The 17,134-nt window shown below is 57.8% G+C and carries 15 protein-coding genes and 3 tRNA genes; 10 read left to right on the top strand and 8 right to left on the bottom strand.

The genetic code is table 11. The annotated features are described in order from the left end of the window. The first annotated feature begins 15 nt into the window (after window positions 1-15). Complete coding sequence (lexA, locus tag ACP0GE_RS19480) at window positions 16-714, top strand: transcriptional repressor LexA (RefSeq protein ID WP_424833556.1); 699 nt, start codon at window positions 16-18, stop codon at window positions 712-714. On the opposite strand, the gene ACP0GE_RS19475 is transcribed toward lexA, so the two are convergent. Beyond that, the gene (locus ACP0GE_RS19475) at window positions 708-2,747 is read right to left on the bottom strand and encodes a ComEC/Rec2 family competence protein (RefSeq protein WP_424833555.1); all 2,040 of its coding nucleotides are present in this window, start codon (window positions 2,745-2,747) and stop codon (window positions 708-710) included. The two genes, lexA and ACP0GE_RS19475, sit on opposite strands and share 7 nt — an antisense overlap. Before the next feature lie 78 nt (window positions 2,748-2,825). Between ACP0GE_RS19475 and gltX the strand changes: the two genes are divergently transcribed. Continuing rightward, window positions 2,826-4,226: a glutamate--tRNA ligase gene (gltX, locus tag ACP0GE_RS19470; RefSeq protein WP_424833554.1), complete on the top strand. Its 1,401-nt coding sequence runs from the start codon at window positions 2,826-2,828 to the stop codon at window positions 4,224-4,226. 120 nt (window positions 4,227-4,346) lie between these two features. After that, the gene (gene gltA / locus ACP0GE_RS19465) at window positions 4,347-5,642 is read left to right on the top strand and encodes a citrate synthase (RefSeq protein ID WP_424833553.1); all 1,296 of its coding nucleotides are present in this window, start codon (window positions 4,347-4,349) and stop codon (window positions 5,640-5,642) included. A gap of 44 nt (window positions 5,643-5,686) precedes the next feature. Here the strand turns inward: gltA and ACP0GE_RS19460 are convergent, their stop codons facing one another. Next, on the bottom strand, window positions 5,687-6,763 hold the full coding sequence (locus tag ACP0GE_RS19460; RefSeq protein ID WP_424833552.1) for a PA0069 family radical SAM protein: 1,077 nt from the start codon (window positions 6,761-6,763) through the stop codon (window positions 5,687-5,689). 299 nt (window positions 6,764-7,062) lie between these two features. Here ACP0GE_RS19460 and ACP0GE_RS19455 point away from each other — a divergent pair, with 299 nt between their 5' ends. Beyond that, a complete protein-coding gene (locus ACP0GE_RS19455) occupies window positions 7,063-7,761 on the top strand; it encodes a corrinoid protein (RefSeq protein ID WP_424833551.1) in 699 nt (232 codons plus the stop codon). Between the two features lie 110 nt (window positions 7,762-7,871). Continuing rightward, window positions 7,872-8,531, top strand: coding sequence for a DUF1638 domain-containing protein (locus tag ACP0GE_RS19450; RefSeq protein ID WP_424833550.1), 660 nt, complete (start codon window positions 7,872-7,874; stop codon window positions 8,529-8,531). A 2-nt stretch (window positions 8,532-8,533) separates the two neighbouring features. On the opposite strand, the gene ACP0GE_RS19445 is transcribed toward ACP0GE_RS19450, so the two are convergent. Next, a complete protein-coding gene (locus ACP0GE_RS19445; RefSeq protein WP_424833549.1) occupies window positions 8,534-8,944 on the bottom strand; it encodes a SufE family protein in 411 nt (136 codons plus the stop codon). 142 nt (window positions 8,945-9,086) lie between these two features. On the opposite strand from ACP0GE_RS19445, the gene ACP0GE_RS19440 reads away from it, so the two are divergent. Further along, window positions 9,087-9,608 carry a hypothetical protein gene (locus tag ACP0GE_RS19440; protein WP_424833548.1) on the top strand — a complete coding sequence of 174 codons (522 nt, stop codon included), beginning with the start codon at window positions 9,087-9,089 and terminating at the stop codon, window positions 9,606-9,608. On the opposite strand, the gene rnd is transcribed toward ACP0GE_RS19440, so the two are convergent. The 3 genes from rnd to purM form a co-directional block, all read right to left on the bottom strand. Beyond that, window positions 9,605-10,762, bottom strand: a complete 1,158-nt coding sequence (gene rnd, locus ACP0GE_RS19435; protein ID WP_424833547.1) for a ribonuclease D — start codon at window positions 10,760-10,762, stop codon at window positions 9,605-9,607. The two genes, ACP0GE_RS19440 and rnd, sit on opposite strands and share 4 nt — an antisense overlap. 115 nt (window positions 10,763-10,877) lie before the next feature. Beyond that, complete coding sequence (gene purN / locus ACP0GE_RS19430; protein ID WP_424833546.1) at window positions 10,878-11,474, bottom strand: phosphoribosylglycinamide formyltransferase; 597 nt, start codon at window positions 11,472-11,474, stop codon at window positions 10,878-10,880. Next, complete coding sequence (gene purM, locus ACP0GE_RS19425; protein ID WP_424833545.1) at window positions 11,471-12,517, bottom strand: phosphoribosylformylglycinamidine cyclo-ligase; 1,047 nt, start codon at window positions 12,515-12,517, stop codon at window positions 11,471-11,473. The genes purN and purM overlap by 4 nt, the downstream gene beginning before the upstream one ends. A 107-nt stretch (window positions 12,518-12,624) precedes the next feature. Between purM and ACP0GE_RS19420 the strand changes: the two genes are divergently transcribed. Further along, window positions 12,625-12,701: transfer RNA gene (locus tag ACP0GE_RS19420), tRNA-Ile, on the top strand. A gap of 2 nt (window positions 12,702-12,703) precedes the next feature. Here ACP0GE_RS19420 and ACP0GE_RS19415 read toward each other — a convergent pair. Continuing rightward, on the bottom strand, window positions 12,704-14,023 hold the full coding sequence (locus ACP0GE_RS19415; RefSeq protein WP_424833544.1) for an ATP-binding protein: 1,320 nt from the start codon (window positions 14,021-14,023) through the stop codon (window positions 12,704-12,706). Window positions 14,024-14,067: 44 nt separating this feature from the next. Between ACP0GE_RS19415 and ACP0GE_RS19410 the strand changes: the two genes are divergently transcribed. The 3 genes from ACP0GE_RS19410 (at window position 14,068) to ACP0GE_RS19400 (ending at window position 15,337) form a co-directional block, all read left to right on the top strand. Beyond that, window positions 14,068-14,982: an MBL fold metallo-hydrolase gene (locus tag ACP0GE_RS19410; protein WP_424833543.1), complete on the top strand. Its 915-nt coding sequence runs from the start codon at window positions 14,068-14,070 to the stop codon at window positions 14,980-14,982. Window positions 14,983-15,058: 76 nt separating this feature from the next. Further along, window positions 15,059-15,133 (top strand) — tRNA-Asn (locus ACP0GE_RS19405). 129 nt (window positions 15,134-15,262) lie between these two features. Next, window positions 15,263-15,337, top strand: a tRNA-Asn gene (locus tag ACP0GE_RS19400). Window positions 15,338-15,355: 18 nt separating this feature from the next. Here the strand turns inward: ACP0GE_RS19400 and ACP0GE_RS19395 are convergent. Continuing rightward, entirely contained in the window at window positions 15,356-16,975 is a 1,620-nt protein-coding gene (locus ACP0GE_RS19395; RefSeq protein ID WP_424833542.1) for a long-chain-fatty-acid--CoA ligase, read from the bottom strand. Between the last annotated feature and the right edge of the window lie 159 nt (window positions 16,976-17,134).

Below are 17,134 nucleotides of genomic sequence, written 5' to 3'. Positions count from 1 at the left end.
CACGAGGTGCGAGCGATGCTGACCAAAAAACAGCTGGATTTGCTGGAATTTATCCATAAACGCGTTCAGGCGGACGGTGTTCCGCCCAGTTTCGACGAAATGAAAAGCGCGCTGGATCTGCGATCAAAATCGGGCATCCACCGGTTGATCACAGCGCTGGAAGAACGTGGGTTTATCCGACGCCTTGCCCATCGCGCCCGAGCCATTGAAATCGTGAAGCTTCCCGAAAGCCTTGGCGGTGAACCAACTGCGGGGTTCACTCCACGTGTAATTGACGGCGACCGCCCTGCCGGGCCGCGCCCGGCCAATTTTGAACCGGTCAAAGTGGATGCGATGGAATTGCCCGTCATGGGTCGCATCGCCGCCGGTGTCCCGATCGAGGCGATCAGCCATGTTTCCCATCACGTGGCAGTGCCTGGCACAATGGTCTCCGGTCAGGGTGACCACTATGCGCTTGAGGTGCGAGGTGACTCGATGATCGACGCGGGAATCAACGATGGGGATGTTGTTGTGATCCGCGAAACTTCGGCAGCCGACAATGGCGATATCGTGGTGGCACTGGTCGAAGATCAGGAGGCGACGCTGAAACGCTTCTTCCGGCGTGGCAATGCCATCGCGCTTGAAGCTGCAAACCCGGCCTATGAGACCCGTGTTCTGCCTGAAGAGAAAGTTAAGGTTCAGGGCCGGCTGGTGGGCCTGATCCGTAGCTACTGATCCCTAAGAACCCGGGCGACAGGCGACCAAAGCCTCCGCCCGGTTGTTCTGTTACTTGTCACCAAAAGACCGTCGACGAAGGCAACGCTACCTGTTTGCCGTAGCTTCTCGGGGTCAAAAACCCTGCATGGCCCGGTCAGATCAAGTGCAACCGGTGAGATTATGACCTGGCTTTCAAGACATTCGGCAAACTGGCTGGCCGCCCGTTTTCCGGTCACGTGGATCAGTTCTTTGTCCGGTAGAAGAAACCTTTGAACCATGTCTGATGCAGGCGGCCACCGCGTTGCCGCGTGCGGCTGATCCGCCCCATCCCCATCGTTTTCCAACCAAACCGACGCAACAAAACCACTGCCTTTTGCCTTGCTCAGAGCACGACCGCCATCAGTCATGACGCCAACGATGCTGCCATTGTCAGCCACCAGCACTTCGGGCCGGTTCCCCTGTCCCCACAGCATCAACGCCGCGACCACCGGTAACACGCCCAGATATTTGGCTCGCCCTTGCCACAGAATACCCCACAACGCGCCCAGCACCAGCATGGACAACACGAAATCCGGGGGATTGACGACATATCCCTGCGCGCCGCTTAGCCCGGATACCCAATCGGCTACCCACAAAATCCAGCGCAATCCCAACCCCATCACGGTCAGGGCCAACCACTCTAGCCCAAAAGGCACCAGCAAGGCCGCAACAGCGGCAGCCGGAACAACAATTATCCCCATGACCGGCACCGAGACCAGGTTGGCAATCAATCCGTAGTGAGACATCGTATTGAAGTGCGCCGCACCAATCGGAGCCGTGGCCAACCCGGCAATTGCCGATGAAATCAAAACCCCAAGAACCGGCTTTGTCCATTTCGGACCGGGCAATGAGCCGAATTCACGCAACCCTCCGAACACGGCGACCAGGGCAGTGGTCGCCGCAAAAGACATCTGGAACCCGGGGCTCAACAGGGATTCCGGTCGTAAGATCAATACAATAAGGGCAGCAACTGCTACGGCGCGCATTGAGATTGCTCGCTTGTCAATCAAGACAGCGCCGAACATCACACTGACCATGACAAAGGCACGCTCGGTCGCGACATTGCCACCCGACAATAACAGATAGATCGCCGCCGCCAGTAGCGCACAGATCGCCGCGAGTTTACGAGTGGGCCAGCGCAGGGCCAGTGCCGGTATGGCAGCGAGTCCCATTCGGCACCAAACAAAGATAAACCCGGTCAGCAATCCCATATGCAGTCCGGAGATTGCCAGCAAATGGGCAAGGTTCGAGGCGCGCAGGGCATCCAATGTGGCCTGTCCGATCCCGCTGCGGTCTCCGGTCGTTACGGCTGCGGCGAAGCCACCGACCTCACCCGGCAGAACACTTCGTACATGATCTGAGATCGCCATTCGCCAATATGTAACTCGAACACCCTTTTGGCCGTCATCCGCATGCGCGATGGGCATTACCGGGACCCGTGTGTACCCGACAGCGCCCAGACGCTGAAACCAGGCGTGACGGCGGAAATCAAACCCTCCGGGTTCGACCGGGCCTTGTGGCGGGGACATATGGGCGGTCGTCATGATCCTCTGCCCCGGCATCAGAGCAACCGTATCGCCATGAACGGACAGCCGGATGCGCTGCGGTCGCTGATCAACTGGCACATCCCCGATGCGCACCTGATCCAGCGTAACGCGCAGCGCATCCGACGCAGAGCGATCCAACGCCACGACCCGCCCCTCAACCGGGCCATAGTAGCGCCATTGCAAGACCGGCTCTGCAACCGCATGAGCGCGAGCCCCCGCCAGCAGGAACCCGGCAGCAATCAGCCCCACACCAACCGCCAGCGGAGACCACGCCGCGGACAAGGACCGGCTACCGATCAAGGTGATCGCGCAGAAAGCCAGAACCCAGCCATAAAGCTGCGGCCCAGGTTCGAACCGCAAGCTGAAATAGAGCCCTATCCCGATCGCCAGACAGACCGGAGACCATGGAAACAGCTGGCCCCGCTGTCTGAGCAGCGCGGCCTTGACCCCGGCCAGAACACGCATGGTTGCCCCCGTCCTTCCGGCTCGTTAGACAGGCGCCAACTCTATGCCCGCCACGGTTACCAAAAGGTTAATCCCCACATGTCCGATCAGGTCGTCACCCGTTTTGCCCCCTCGCCAACCGGCTTTCTGCATATTGGTGGTGCGCGTACAGCGCTGTTCAATTGGCTTTATGCGCGCGGTCGCGGCGGCAAGTTCCTGTTGCGGATTGAAGATACGGACCGTGAACGATCCACGCCGGAGGCGACGGCCGCTATTTTACAAGGCATGGAATGGCTGGGTCTGGACCATGACGGCGAGGTTATCAGTCAGTTTGAAGGCGCAACGCGCCACGCCGAGGTCGCCCGCCAGCTTCTTGCTGAAGGAAAGGCCTACAAGTGCTTCTCGACGCAGGAAGAAATCGCAGCGTTCAGAGATCAGGCACGGGCCGAGGGCAAATCCACCCTGTTCCGCAGCCCATGGCGCGGCGCCGAGGAATCTACCCACCCTGACCTGCCCTTTGTCATCCGTATCAAGGCCCCTCAGGACGGCAACACTGTAATTCGCGATCAAGTACAGGGTGACGTAGCCATTCGCAATGATCAGTTGGATGACATGATCCTGCTGCGGTCGGATGGTACTCCGGTTTATATGCTGGCCGTTGTGGTGGATGACCACGATATGGGTGTGACCCACGTGATCCGGGGTGACGACCATCTGAACAACGCCGCCCGTCAGATGATGATCTACGAGGCGATGGGTTGGGATGTCCCCGTCTGGGCGCATATTCCGCTGATCCATGGACCGGACGGCAAGAAACTTTCCAAACGCCACGGAGCTTTGGGCGCGCAGGAATATCAGGCGATGGGTTACCCTGCCGCAGGTATGCGCAACTATCTGGCCCGGCTGGGGTGGAGCCACGGTGATGATGAGTTCTTTACCGACGAACAGGCGAAGGAGTGGTTCGATCTGGATGGCATCGGCAAAAGCCCCGCTCGATTTGATTTTAAAAAGCTGGAAAACCTATGCGGTCAGCACATTGCTGTCTCGGATGATGCCGCATTGCAGCATGAAATCGAAGGGTATCTGATCGCTGCCGGGCAACCCCCACTGACATCAACACAATCCGGTGATCTGATACGTGCGATGTATTGCCTCAAGGATCGGGCCCGAACGTTCCCGGAACTGCTTGAAAAAGCGCATTTTGTACTGATGAGTCGCCCAATTCAGCCAGATGAGAAAGCATCGAAAGCTTTGGCATCTGTATCCGACGGTATACTGAAAGAATTGACGCCGCAGTTGCAAAATGCTAGCTGGTCCCGTGACGGACTGGAGGAGAGCCTGAATTCGTTTGCAGAAGCGAATGGGGTAAAGTTCGGCAAGTTGGCTGGCCCACTACGTGCGGTGCTGGCCGGGCGCGCTGTAACACCTTCGGTTTTTGATATGATGCTCGTGCTTGGGCGGGATGAAACCTTGGCGCGGCTTTCTGATGCAGTGAACTAAACCCGACCTTCATATTCGGGTAACGCTGCTCCGCTAAGACCCGGACTGCGCGCTTGCGTGCAGCCGTTGCCCGCATGGCCGGACAGCGTCCGCCTTGCGCATGACTGAGGAAGGGACGAAATGACCGATAGCAACAAAACCGCCACGCTGACTGTTCATGGTAAAGAATACGAGTTGCCGGTTCACTCGCCAACTGCTGGTCCGGACGTTGTTGATATCCGCAAACTGTACGGCGAAGCTGGTGTCTTCACCTATGACCCGGGCTTTACCTCGACCGCGAGTTGCGACAGCACCATCACCTATATCGATGGCGAAAAAGGTGAGCTGCTGCATCGCGGATATCCGATCGACCAACTGGCCGAGAAATCCCATTTCCTGGAAGTCTGCTATCTGCTGCTGTACGGAGAGCTGCCGGTCGCAAAAGACTTGGAAAAGTTCGAGACCACCATCACCCGCCACACCATGCTGCACGAGCAGATGCAGTATTTCTATCGCGGGTTCCGCCGCGACGCGCATCCGATGGCCATTATGGTTGGCGTCGTGGGCGCAATGTCTGCATTCTATCACGACTCGACGGACATTTCCGATCCGCGCCAGCGCGAAATCGCGTCGCATCGCCTGATTGCCAAGATGCCGACAATCGCGGCATGGGCGTACAAATACCATACCGGCCAGCCTTTCGTGTATCCGCGCAACGATCTGGACTATGCGTCCAACTTCCTGCGCATGTGTTTCAGCGTCCCGGCCGAGGACTACGAAGTCAATCCGATCCTGAGCCGTGCGATGGACCGCATCTTTACGCTCCACGCTGACCACGAGCAGAACGCATCGACATCAACCGTGCGGCTGGCGTCGTCTTCCGGTGCGAACCCATTTGCTTGTATCGCGGCAGGTATCGCCTGTTTGTGGGGTCCGGCCCATGGTGGTGCGAACCAAGCCTGCCTGGAAATGCTGGAAGAGATCGGCACGGTTGACCGCATCCCCGAATTCATCGCCCGCGCCAAGGACAAGAATGACTCGTTCCGCCTGATGGGCTTTGGTCACCGGGTCTACAAGAACTTTGATCCGCGCGCCAAAGTGATGAAGCAGTCGGCGGATGAGGTGCTGGACCTGCTGGGTATTGAAGACAACCCGAAACTTCAGGTGGCCAAAGAGCTTGAGAAGGAAGCGCTGGAAGATCCGTATTTCGCTGAGAAAAAGCTGTTCCCGAACGTGGATTTCTATTCGGGCATCATCCTTGAGGCGATGGGCTTCCCAACCTCGATGTTCACGCCCATCTTTGCATTGTCGCGCACCGTTGGCTGGGTCAGCCAGTGGAAAGAGATGATTGCTGATCCACAGAACAAGATTGGTCGTCCGCGCCAGCTGTATTTGGGCGAGACATTGCGAGACTACGTCGACATCGAAAACCGCTGAGAATAAACGATTTTCAACCCCGGCCCCTGCGCCGGGGTTCTTTTTCAGAACAGGCTTAGTTGATCACCAACCTGTGGTGGCACAGCAAACAAGTCCTCGCGCAGAGGATCAGATCGTGTCGCCAGACCCAACCGTTTGACAGCCGCTCTGAAACGTTGCGAGATCATCTCGGCATAGGTGCCCTCACCCCGCATCCTATGGCCCCATCGCGGATCATAGTCCTTGCCACCATGCATCTCGCGCAGGCGCGCCATGATCTTGCTGGCTCGTTGCGGTTCATGCTCGGCCAACCACTCTTGCCAAAGGTCCGATACCTCACGCGGCAAGCGCAGCATGATCCAGCTTGCGGCATCGGCCCCTGCCTCCTTGCCGGCCTCCAGCAGATGCTCCAGTTCATGGTCCGTCAGGCCTGGCACGATCGGAGAGGTCATTACCCGCACCGGAATCCCAGCCTGCGCCAGGCGGCGGATCATTTTCAAACGGCGTTGCGGTGACGGTGCCCGCGGCTCCATCCTGCGCGACAAGTCTGCGTCCAGCGTTGTCAGCGATATCCCGACGCGCACAAGACCACGCCGCGCCATCGGGGCAAGAATGTCTATGTCACGCTCGATCAGCGCACCCTTGGTTACCATTCCCACCGGATGCTGAAAGGCGCTTAGAACCTCAAGGCATGCTCTTGTTATACATCGGGTTTTCTCGACTGGTTGATAAGGGTCTGTATTGGTTCCAATCGCCAAAGTCGCAACTTTGTAAGATCGGGCCGCCAGTTCGCGCCGCAAAACATCGGCGGCATTGGGGCGGGCAATCAGTCGCGTCTCAAAATCCAAACCCGGAGACAACCCAAGATAGGCATGGGACGGACGTGCAAAACAGTAAATACATCCGTGTTCGCACCCGCGATACGGGTTGATAGATCGATCAAAAGGCAAATCGGGAGACCTGTTATAGGTGATCAGAGATCGGGCGACCTCATCCCGGACATCTGTCCGCAACATCGGAAGGTCTTCGTCCCTTTCCCACCCGTCTTGAACAGCGACGGTCGAGAAAGATTCGAAACGGCCAGCAGTGTTTGTTGCTGCACCTCGACCGACAACACGGTTATGTTCTGTTTTTGTTCTCACTCTGCAGTGATAAAGGAACACCTCGCTCCAGGCAAGAGCGTGATTGGCAGCTCACAGGGCGAACAAGCTGGCCGTCAGTTGAAATTCAGCCGGGTAAATCACGGCGGCCCCATGTTTTTGTGAACAGACCACAAGATAATCATGCAAATTTATCGGTCCCCAAGCATGAATTTTTGACCTATAGGTCGGTCTGAGAACGACCAAGGTCGCAATCGTCACAGTAGACCTGCGACGAAATGGCCAAAACGGAAAAAATGCCACTGCGGCCCGAGGGCCCGAACAGCTCAGGGAAATACCCCATGTCCGATGAAGAAGACATCATCCTGTCCGAACTGAACGACGATGAACTCGTCGAGCAGATGTTCGATGACCTCTACGACGGCCTGAAAGAAGAGATCGAGGAAGGCGTAAACATCCTGCTGGAACGCGGATGGACCCCATACGACATCCTGACCAAAGCTCTGGTCGGCGGGATGACCATTGTGGGTCACGACTTCCGCGACGGCATTCTGTTCGTGCCCGAAGTTCTGCTAGCGGCCAACGCGATGAAGGGCGGCATGGCGATCCTCAAGCCGCTACTGGCCGAAACCGGCGCACCGCGTGTCGGCAAGATGGTTATCGGAACCGTCAAAGGCGACATCCACGACATCGGCAAGAACCTTGTTTCGATGATGATGGAAGGCGCAGGCTTCGAAGTGGTCGATCTGGGCATCAACAACCCGGTTGAAAACTATCTGGAAGCGCTGGAAACCGAAAAGCCTGACATTCTGGGCATGTCGGCCCTGCTGACCACAACAATGCCCTACATGAAGGTGGTCATCGACACGCTGGTCGAACAGGGATTGAGGGATGACTATATCGTCCTGGTCGGCGGAGCGCCCTTGAACGAAGAGTTTGGCAAGGCAATCGGCGCCGACGCCTATTGCCGCGACGCTGCGGTGGCGGTGGAAACCGCAAAGGACTTTGTTTCGCGCCGTCACAACCAACTGGCGGGTTAAGGCGCGGAACCCGGTATCAAAGGCCGTCCGGTTTGGGCGGCCTTTTTTGTTCCATGCCCGGGCCTTGCCCAATCGGTAAGCGGCCCACACATTGGGACGAGGATAAAACTATGACCGAAGCGCCACTACCAGACGACGAAAGCCTGACAACGCAAGGCTACACCGCCCAGGAAAACGCCGGGCAGATTCTGTTGATCGCCTGCGGTGCCCTTGCACGTGAGATACTGGACCTGAAAACCCGCAACGGTTGGGACCACATGGCGTTGACCTGCCTGCCCGCGATCCTGCATGTGCATCCGGAACGGATCACGCAGGCCGTTGAGGATGCGGTGGCCAAACATCGCGATAACTATGATCGCATCTATGTTGTTTATGCCGATTGCGGCACCGGAGGGCTATTGCAACAGGCCTGCGCCCGCCTTGGTGTCGAGATGGTGAAAGGCCCGCATTGCTATTCCTTCTTCGAAGGCAATGAAGCGTTCGCAGCGCATAGTGAAGACGAAACCACGGCCTTTTACCTGACCGATTTTCTGGCCCGCCAATTCGATGCCTTTGTCTGGAAGCCGCTGGGTCTGGATCGGCACCCCGAACTTAGGGACATGTATTTCGGGAACTACACCAAGCTGGTTTATCAAGCCCAAACCGATGACCCCGAACTGACCCGTCGTGCAAAGGACTGTGCCGAGAAGATGGGATTGAGCTTTGAACGCAGAATGACTCGCTACGGTGATCTGGAAACAACGCTTGCAGACTGGGCAACCCGCGACTGAATTCAGGCGCTGGCCAAGGCGATCTCGCGAATCCGTTCGATCATGGCCCGCAGCCCGTTCGAACGCTGCGCGGAAAGGTGGTCATTCAGACCCAACCTCGCCAGTTCGGAAGCGGCGTCGACACCCGGCACCTCGGATACGGGCAAGCCATTGTATAGGCTCCGCAATACTGCAATCAGCCCGCGCACGATCAGCGCGTCGCTGTCGCCATCAAAACGGAACACACCACTCTCGATCACCGGGTGCAGCCAAACTTGGCTGGCGCAGCCATTGACTTTGGTCGCTGGCACTTTCAACGCATCTTCAAGGGGTTCCATCGCCTTGCCCTGCTCGATCACATGGCGGTACCGGTCTTCCCAGTCCTCCAGAAACTCAAAGTCCTCAACGATCTCTTCAAAGGCGGGCGTTGCCATGGCTTGGCTTTTCCTTGCGTTACGCGTTCACAATTGTCACCTATGCCCAGCTTAACCGCCTGTCCACCCCTTTGCGTGGCTTTTCAAGTCGATGAAATTGCGATAACTCCGTGCAGGTAAATCTGCGCAAATCTCTGGGCCCATGCACAAATCTCTGACTGTTCTTCTGGTTTCGACATTCATTCTTTCCTCCTGCGGCTGGCGCGACTCGCGTGTGAACCCGTCGAACTGGTTCGGCTCCAGCAACTCTGCCCCGGTCGAAGTCTCGGCGGACGACGCAAATGCACTGGTTCCTGCGCAAAGGGAAGGTACCGGCCTGTTCCAGCGCCCCGATGCGGTAGATACCAGCGTTCCAATTGCCAGAATCGATGAACTGCGGATCGATCCCACCCCGTCAGGCGCGATTATCCTGGTGTCGGGCACGGCTATTCGTCAGGGCGCATTTGACGCCCGGCTCGCCCGCGTTGACTCGGAAGAAAATACCAAGAATGGCGTTATGGAGTTCTCGTTCCGGGTAAATTATCCCGAATACGCCACCTATCAGGGAACCGAACGATCACGCATGGTATCTGACGCGATCAACGTGACAACGCAGGAATTGCAGGGAATTCGCCTGGTTCGAGTGGTCGGCGCGCAGAACGCGTTGGAATCGCGCCGCCGCTAAAGCGAGACGACCTCGACCGTCTGCCCCTTTGCGGCCAGGGCAATCTTGCCGTCGCACAGCTTGAGTGCATCTTCGCCAAATACTTCAAACCGCCAACCGGTCATGGCAGGAACTTCGCGTTCTCCGGCTGCGATCTGGTCCAGATCCGCACTTGAGGCGATAAGCTTGGCAGCCACCCCTGCACTTTCGGTCTTGGATTTCAGCAGAACACGCAACAAATCAGCCAGCGCCGGATTGACCTTCAACTTGTCGCGGCTGTTATCGACCTTTGGCATCTTCTCGGGTGGGCAGTTCACCCCACGTTTGACAGCAGCCAGGATGCCGTCGGCAATCACACCCTTGCGCGCCTCGCGCAGCAACAGGCGCGAGCTTCCGAGATCGGACGGTGATTTCGGCTTGGTCGAAGCCATCTCGATCAACGCGTCATCCTTGAAGACCCGGCTGCGGGGAACATTGTTTTCCTGGGCATGTGCCTCACGGAACTGCGCCAGTTCTCGAACCACTGCCAGAAACTTGGCTGAATTCGTGCGGGTTTTGACCCGACGCCAGGCATCCTCGGGGCGGATGTCATAAGTCTCAGGGCGCGTCAGGATCTGCAACTCCTCGGCCACCCAATGGTTGCGCTTGGTTTTTTTCAACTGAGCCGCCAGATGTTCGTAGATTTTCCGCAAATGGGTCACATCCGCCAGCGCATAGGCCTTCTGCGCATCCGTCAATGGCCGACGCGACCAGTCGGTAAAGCGAGAGGTCTTGTCGACGCCTTCCTTGCAGATTTTGCGAACCAGGGTTTCATACCCCACTTGTTCGCCAAAATTGCAAACCATTGCTGCGACTTGCGTGTCGAACAAGGGCGTCGGGAAAACCCCTGCCTCGACCCAGAAAATCTCAAGATCCTGACGGGCAGCGTGGAACACCTTGACCACGTTTTCATTACGGAACAGGTCGTACAAAGGATCCAGCGACATGCCTTCGGCCAGCGGGTCGACAAGAACTGCGCTGTCGTCATCTTCGGATGGGTACGCCAACTGCACCAGACACAGTTTCGAATAGTAGGTCCGCTCACGCAGGAATTCGGTGTCCACAGTCACATAGGGGTAATCCGAAGCCGTTTTACAGAAATCGGCCAGCTCTTTCGTCGTTGTCAGGGTTTTCATGCGCCGTGCTGTTCTTGCTCTTGTTCTTTAATTCACTGCCCGTGTTTTTCCGCGTCCCGAGCGTCAACGGCGACCATAGGCCGAATGGCGGGGCCGTGTAAATCACTCTAACAGATCAGGACAGCAGAACCGGGGTTTTGTCGCCACTGGCGAACCGGCGCAGCACCGCCGGGTAAAGCTTGTGTTCCCATGTCAAAACCCGAGCGGCCAAAGTTTCCGGCATATCGCCCGGTTCAACACTGACCCGTGCCTGGCCCAAGATGGGGCCGTCATCCAATGCGGCTGTGACTTCGTGAACAGTACAGCCGTGTTCGGCGTCCCCAGCCTCCAGCGCACGGGCATGGGTGTGCAGGCCTTTGTACTTGGGCAGCAGCGAAGGATGAATGTTCAGCATCCGCCCCTGAAACTGTGAGACGAAATCACCGGTCAGAACCCTCATGAACCCGGCCAGACAGATAATATCAGGCTCGGCTTCTAGCAACGGCTTGATCAGTTCGGCCTCAAACGCCGGCCGATCACCCTTGTAGGGCCGATGATCCACCACCGCCGTGGGCACGCCGCGATCTGCCGCCTTTTGCAACCCGCCTGCCTGCGCGTCGTTGGACAGGACCAGACAAGCGCGCGCCGGGTGGGCGCCGGTCATGCTGTCGACCAGCGACACCATGTTTGACCCTCCGCCTGAAAGCAGGATGGCGACGCGCTTGTGGCTCACAGCAGGTTGCCCGAATACACGACACCTGCGGCCTCGGTCACAGTGCCGATGCGCGATACGGTTTCCCCGGCGTCAGACAGTAGCGCTGACAGCGCATCCGCCTGATCCGCTGTACAAACCACGATCAGGCCGATACCGCAGTTGAAGGTTTTGAGCATCTCGGTCTCGGCAATCCCGCCAACACCAGCCATCCAGTCAAAGATAGGCGGCAAATCCCATGCGTTCAGATCGATCTCGGCCCCTAGTCCTTCTGGCAGAACACGCGGCAAGTTCTCGGTCAGACCGCCGCCGGTGATATGAGCCAGCGCATGCACGCCGCCCGCCCGGATCGCCGCCAGAGCGGGTTTGACGTAAAGGCGCGTTGGCGTCAGCAACGCCTCACCCAGCGTACCGGCACCAAAGGGCGACGCAGCATCCCACCCCAAACCGGACATTTCTACCAGCTTGCGCACCAGCGAGTACCCGTTGGAATGCACGCCGTTTGATGCCAGCCCAAGCAAAACGTCCCCTGCCTGCACCCCATCGGGCAAGTCTGCACCGCGCTCCATCGCACCGACCGAGAACCCGGCCAGATCGAAATCGCCATCGGGGTACATGCCCGGCATCTCGGCTGTTTCTCCGCCGATCAATGCGCAACCGGACTGAACGCAGCCCTCGGCGATACCTTCGATGATCCGCGCGGCGGTGTCGGTATCCAGCTTGCCGGTGGCAAAATAGTCCAGAAAGAACAGCGGCTCGGCGCCCTGACAGATCAGGTCGTTAACGCACATCGCCACCAGATCAATGCCAACGCCGTCCACAACCCCAGTATCAATGGCAATCCGCAACTTGGTGCCGACACCATCTGTTGCGCCGACCAGAATCGGATCCTCATACCCGGCCGCCTTGAGGTCGAACAGAGCGCCAAAACCACCCAGACCACTCATCACGCCCGAGCGATTGGTGCGCTTGGCCGCAGGCTTGATTCGATCGACCAGAGCGTTCCCCGCATCGATATCGACACCCGCATCGGCGTAGGTGATTCCGTTCTTGCCCGCTGTCATGGCCAATCCCTCATGAGTGCTTTGCGCGCGAGTTATTCTATTGTGCAACATGTTGCAACGGTCAGGCTTGACGCGGGCAATGATCGTGATACCCAAGGCGTCATGGCGGGCCTGTAGCTCAATTGGTTAGAGCAGAGCGCTCATAACGCTTTGGTTGGGGGTTCGAGTCCCTCCGGGCCTACCATTTTACAACCCGATAACGATGTCGGCCTGCAATCCGCCTAACCCGTCGCTGTGACCTAAACGCAGAATCCCGCCATGGGCCCGGGCGATATCGGCGACGATTGCCAGTCCCAGACCAACGCCCGTTCCCTGATTCTGATTGCGAGCCGGATCAAGACGGGTGAACGGTCGGACAGCTTCTGTTCGCTGTTCCGGGGGGATTCCGGGGCCGTCATCTTCAACCCGGATCCGCAGTGACTTGGGTGTTCGCGTAAGACTAACCTCAGCCCGCGAGCCATAACGCACTGCGTTGCCGATCAAGTTCTCGACCGCACGCCGCATAGCCGTAGGACGCAGCATGACGGGCCCCTCGGCATCGACCCCGGTAAGGTCAACGACCTGACCAGCGCGCCGTGCATCCGCGACAATCCCTTGTAACCAAGGTTCAGGATCAACCGGCTCGGGCGCGCCTTCCGCAGTTCCACGGGAAAACTCCAGAAACGCATCCAACAGGGTCTGCATCTCGTCGACATCTTTGAGCATCGCGGCGGAATCTTCTTCCGGCAACAATGACAGCCCCAGTTTCAAACGCGTCAGAGGTGTGCGCAGGTCGTGGCTGACACCCGAAAGCATCAAGGTCCGTTGTTCAATCTGCCGTTCGATCCGCGCACGCATGTCCAGAAAAGCATTGCCTGCCGCACGCACTTCGATCGCGCCGTTTGGGGTGTATGGTACCACCCTGCCCCGGCCAAATGCCTGCGCCGCATCGGCAAGGCGCGTGATCGGTCGCAGCTGATTCCGCATATACAGAAACGAGATCGTCGTCATCAGAACCGCAAAGAAGACCATCGTGACAATCAATTGATGTGGCGCGGATGGAGACAGCCGTTTGCGGTCGAAACTCAGCTCAAGCGTGCCCAGATCAGTCTGAAGGTACAGCGTCGCCTCCCGGCTGCTGGGCAGGGCAACAACCGTAAGGTTGGGCAATCGCTGCTTCAACTCGGCGGTCACCTGCGGAGCGATGAAGTCGTACCAACGACGGGATCCGGCCATCGGCTCTTCGTTTATTCCAAGAAACCGCGCCGTCATCTGCAAGGCGGACAGTTCAGGACGCACCGTTGCCAAAGCTTGCTGCTGTGTTTCTGCGCCCTGCATCGTGTCCAGAATCAGCATGACCTCGCGTGAGGCGGTGCGGGTCATCTGGCTGGTCACCTCTTCCAGATGCTTTTGCAGAAACCCCACCGACACCACCAGCAAGACAACTGCAACCGGCACGACAATAATCAGGGCCGCACGGGCATAAAGGCTGCGAGGCATATAGGGTTTGAGCCATTGAGACGACATGCGCTAAACCTAGCTGGCCACCCGGGTAAGCGGAAGAGGTCACAATGAAAGCCCCCGATAATTTCAATCCCAGACCCGGCCTGCCCGAACAGCTTGCACCGGGTCTGCGAAGAATTCTTGCTCCGAACCCCTCGCCAATGACCTATCGGGGTACGAATACCTACCTGCTGGGTACCGGAGACATCGCTGTTATTGATCCCGGTCCGTTGATCGACGCGCATTTGGATGCGATTCTGGCGGCATTGGAGCCCGGGCAGCGGATCAGTCACATTCTGGTCACGCATACCCATCTGGATCATTCCCCCCTCGCCGCGCCTTTGTCGGCCCGCACTGGCGCACCCGTTCTGGCGTTCGGGGGACCCGAGGCCGGACGCAGCGCGGTTATGGCCCGTCTTGCGCAACAGGGTCTGGCTGGCGGCGGCGAGGGCATCGATTCGGGGTTTCGCCCGGATCACGAAGTCTCGGACGGCCAAATTATTCAGGGCGACGGCTGGGAGTTGGAAGTGATTCACACACCCGGCCATTTAGGCAACCACATCGCGCTGGCTTATGGCGATATGTGTTTTACGGCTGATCACGTCATGGGCTGGGCCAGTTCATTGGTCTCGCCGCCTGACGGAGATCTGACGGATTTCATGCAAGCCTGCCATCGCCTGCGTACCCGGGACTGGGCCGTGTTCCATCCGGGACATGGGGCCCCGGTGACAGACCCGTCTGCCCGGCTGGATTGGTTGATTGACCACCGGATGGCGCGCGAGGCCCAGATTTTGGACGCTCTGGCAGCGGAACCCGCGACCGTAAAAACCCTTGCCCGCCGTATCTATACCGAAACACCCACAGCGCTATTGCCAGCGGCCGAGCGCAACGTGTTCGCTCATCTTGTTGATCTTACCGGGAAATCTATGGTGGAACCGTTGCAAGATCTATCCGAAACTGCACAATTTCGCCGGTTATTGTAATCAGAAAAAATTTTCGCCCGTCCGGTGCTTCCCCTCTGGACGACGAAAATCGAGGTTGCTATACGGCGCGAACCGTTCCGGCGTAGCTCAGCGGTAGAGCAGTTGACTGTTAATCAATTGGTCGTAGGTTCGATCCCTACCGCCGGAGCCAAATCTCCCACACTATCACCCGTGTCAGACTTCTGGTCGCCCATAGATACCGGGAGAAGTTTTTTCGCTGAAAAAACTCTGCGCACCCTCTGGACGGCAGGAAATCAGATTGCTATACGGCGCGAACCGTTCCGGCGTAGCTCAGCGGTAGAGCAGTTGACTGTTAATCAATTGGTCGTAGGTTCGATCCCTACCGCCGGAGCCAATCCTCCTACAACGACACTTAGGCCATCAGAGCGTCTTTGAAGTCGTCCCGTAATGTGCGTTTCAGGACTTTACCCGTTGCATTCAGCGGTAAAGCATCCACGAAAACCACCTTGTCCGGCACCTGCCATTTCGCAATCTTGCCGTCGAAAAACTCCAGCAATTCCCGTTCGCTCGGTTCCTCACCTTCGGCTCTGACGGCGACAAGGATCGGGCGTTCGTCCCATTTAGGATGCGGCACCCCAACAACAGCCGCAGTCGTCAGTTTAGGGTGGGCAACCGCGATGTTTTCCAGCTCGACCGAACTGATCCATTCACCACCCGATTTGATGATGTCCTTGGACCGATCCTTGATCGTCATATAGCCATCCGGGTCCAATGTCGCCACATCCCCGGTTGCGAACCAGCCATCTTGAAGAAGCGCCTGATCCTGCAACAGAAAATAGCTGTCCAGCACCCAGTGACCACGCACCATCAAATCGCCCTGGGTTGTCCCGTCATGCGGCAGATCGTTGCCGTCATCGTCCACAATCTTCAACTCGACCCCAAAAGGTGGCCGTCCCTGGCTTTCCCTCAGCTTATGTTGTTGCTCAAGCGGCAGGTCGAGATGTTTGGCCAGCGGGTTATTGGTGGTTCCAAGCGGGCTCATCTCGCTCATCCCCCAAGCATGAATCGTGTCCACGCCGTAGGTTTCGCGGAAAGTTTCCAGCATCGAGGGCGGACACGCGGCACCACCGATTATGGTGCGTTTCAGGCTGGCCAGTTCAGAGCCGCTCTGCGCCGCATGCGCCAAAAGTCCCTGCCAGATCGTGGGAACCCCCAGCGCCAGCGTGACGCCGTAAGTATCGATCAGGTCAACAAGCGCCTCTCCGTGCAATCCGGGCCCGGGCAAGACCATACGCGCACCGGACATGGCACAGGCATAAGGAGAACCCCAAGCGTTGACGTGGAACATTGGCACCACGGGCATAACCACATCCATCGCCGAATACCCGACAACGTCGCGCGTGTTCGACGCAAAGCTGTGCAGCAGCGTTGTACGGTGAGAATACAGAACACCTTTGGGGTTCCCCGTGGTCCCCGAGGTGTAGCACAGACTGGAAGCCGTGTTTTCATCCATGCTGGGCCATTCGAAATCCGGGCTTCCGGTCTCGATCAACTCATCATAGAATTTCAGCCCTGCCACTTGTTCAGCCGCGGCATCGTCACGTGGCCCCATCAGAACAAAGTGCTGAACATCCGTCAGATGATCCTGCAGCGCCGCGACCAATGGAATGAAGGTCGCGTCGAAGAACAGAACCCGGTCCTGCGCATGATTGATGATATAGGTCAGTTGCTCCGGGAACAGGCGCGGGTTGATCGTATGACACACGAAACCAGCACCAGAGGTGGCATAGTAAATCTCAAGATGCCGCCGGTTGTTCCACGCCAGGGTGCCGATACGATCCTGCGGATCTAACCCTAATTGACTCAGGGCCGAGGCCAGCCGCCGGGCATTGCGGGCAATTTCGGCCCAGTTGGTTTTGGTTACCGAACCGTCGGTTTCTGCGGAATAAACTTCGGTATTCCCGTGATACCGTTCAGCATGGTCAATCAGTGACGAAATCAGCAACGGCTGCGTCATCATCTGTCCCAGCATGGACATCCTCCCATTGTCAGCGGCGTGCCGATATGGCCGCGCTTTTATTGCGTTGCCTGCAATACGCCCCAGATGGGACAAACGGATCACACAAACGCATCTATTGGCAGCCAGCCTGCCAATCTTTCAATTGTCTGACAATAGAAGATTACACCTTTG

It is taken from the genome of Ruegeria sp., from assembly GCF_965243365.1.
Classification (GTDB): domain Bacteria; phylum Pseudomonadota; class Alphaproteobacteria; order Rhodobacterales; family Rhodobacteraceae; genus Ruegeria.
Note: the sequence above shows the minus strand (reverse complement) of the source record. Positions and strands in the feature narration are given on the sequence as shown.

What these genes read in the sequence shown, in the direction of transcription:
- ACP0GE_RS19395 (WP_424833542.1), bottom strand. Translation starts at nt 16,975, where the DNA reads ATGCTGGGACAGATGATGACGCAGCCGTTGCTGATTTCGTCACTGATT.
- ACP0GE_RS19410 (WP_424833543.1), top strand. Translation starts at nt 14,068, where the DNA reads ATGAAAGCCCCCGATAATTTCAATCCCAGACCCGGCCTGCCCGAACAG.
- lexA (WP_424833556.1), top strand. Translation starts at nt 16, where the DNA reads ATGCTGACCAAAAAACAGCTGGATTTGCTGGAATTTATCCATAAACGC.
- ACP0GE_RS19445 (WP_424833549.1), bottom strand. Translation starts at nt 8,944, where the DNA reads ATGGCAACGCCCGCCTTTGAAGAGATCGTTGAGGACTTTGAGTTTCTG.
- ACP0GE_RS19475 (WP_424833555.1), bottom strand. Translation starts at nt 2,747, where the DNA reads ATGCGTGTTCTGGCCGGGGTCAAGGCCGCGCTGCTCAGACAGCGGGGC.
- ACP0GE_RS19455 (WP_424833551.1), top strand. Translation starts at nt 7,063, where the DNA reads ATGTCCGATGAAGAAGACATCATCCTGTCCGAACTGAACGACGATGAA.
- rnd (WP_424833547.1), bottom strand. Translation starts at nt 10,762, where the DNA reads ATGAAAACCCTGACAACGACGAAAGAGCTGGCCGATTTCTGTAAAACG.
- ACP0GE_RS19415 (WP_424833544.1), bottom strand. Translation starts at nt 14,023, where the DNA reads ATGTCGTCTCAATGGCTCAAACCCTATATGCCTCGCAGCCTTTATGCC.
- purM (WP_424833545.1), bottom strand. Translation starts at nt 12,517, where the DNA reads ATGACAGCGGGCAAGAACGGAATCACCTACGCCGATGCGGGTGTCGAT.
- gltA (WP_424833553.1), top strand. Translation starts at nt 4,347, where the DNA reads ATGACCGATAGCAACAAAACCGCCACGCTGACTGTTCATGGTAAAGAA.
- ACP0GE_RS19440 (WP_424833548.1), top strand. Translation starts at nt 9,087, where the DNA reads ATGCACAAATCTCTGACTGTTCTTCTGGTTTCGACATTCATTCTTTCC.
- ACP0GE_RS19450 (WP_424833550.1), top strand. Translation starts at nt 7,872, where the DNA reads ATGACCGAAGCGCCACTACCAGACGACGAAAGCCTGACAACGCAAGGC.
- gltX (WP_424833554.1), top strand. Translation starts at nt 2,826, where the DNA reads ATGTCCGATCAGGTCGTCACCCGTTTTGCCCCCTCGCCAACCGGCTTT.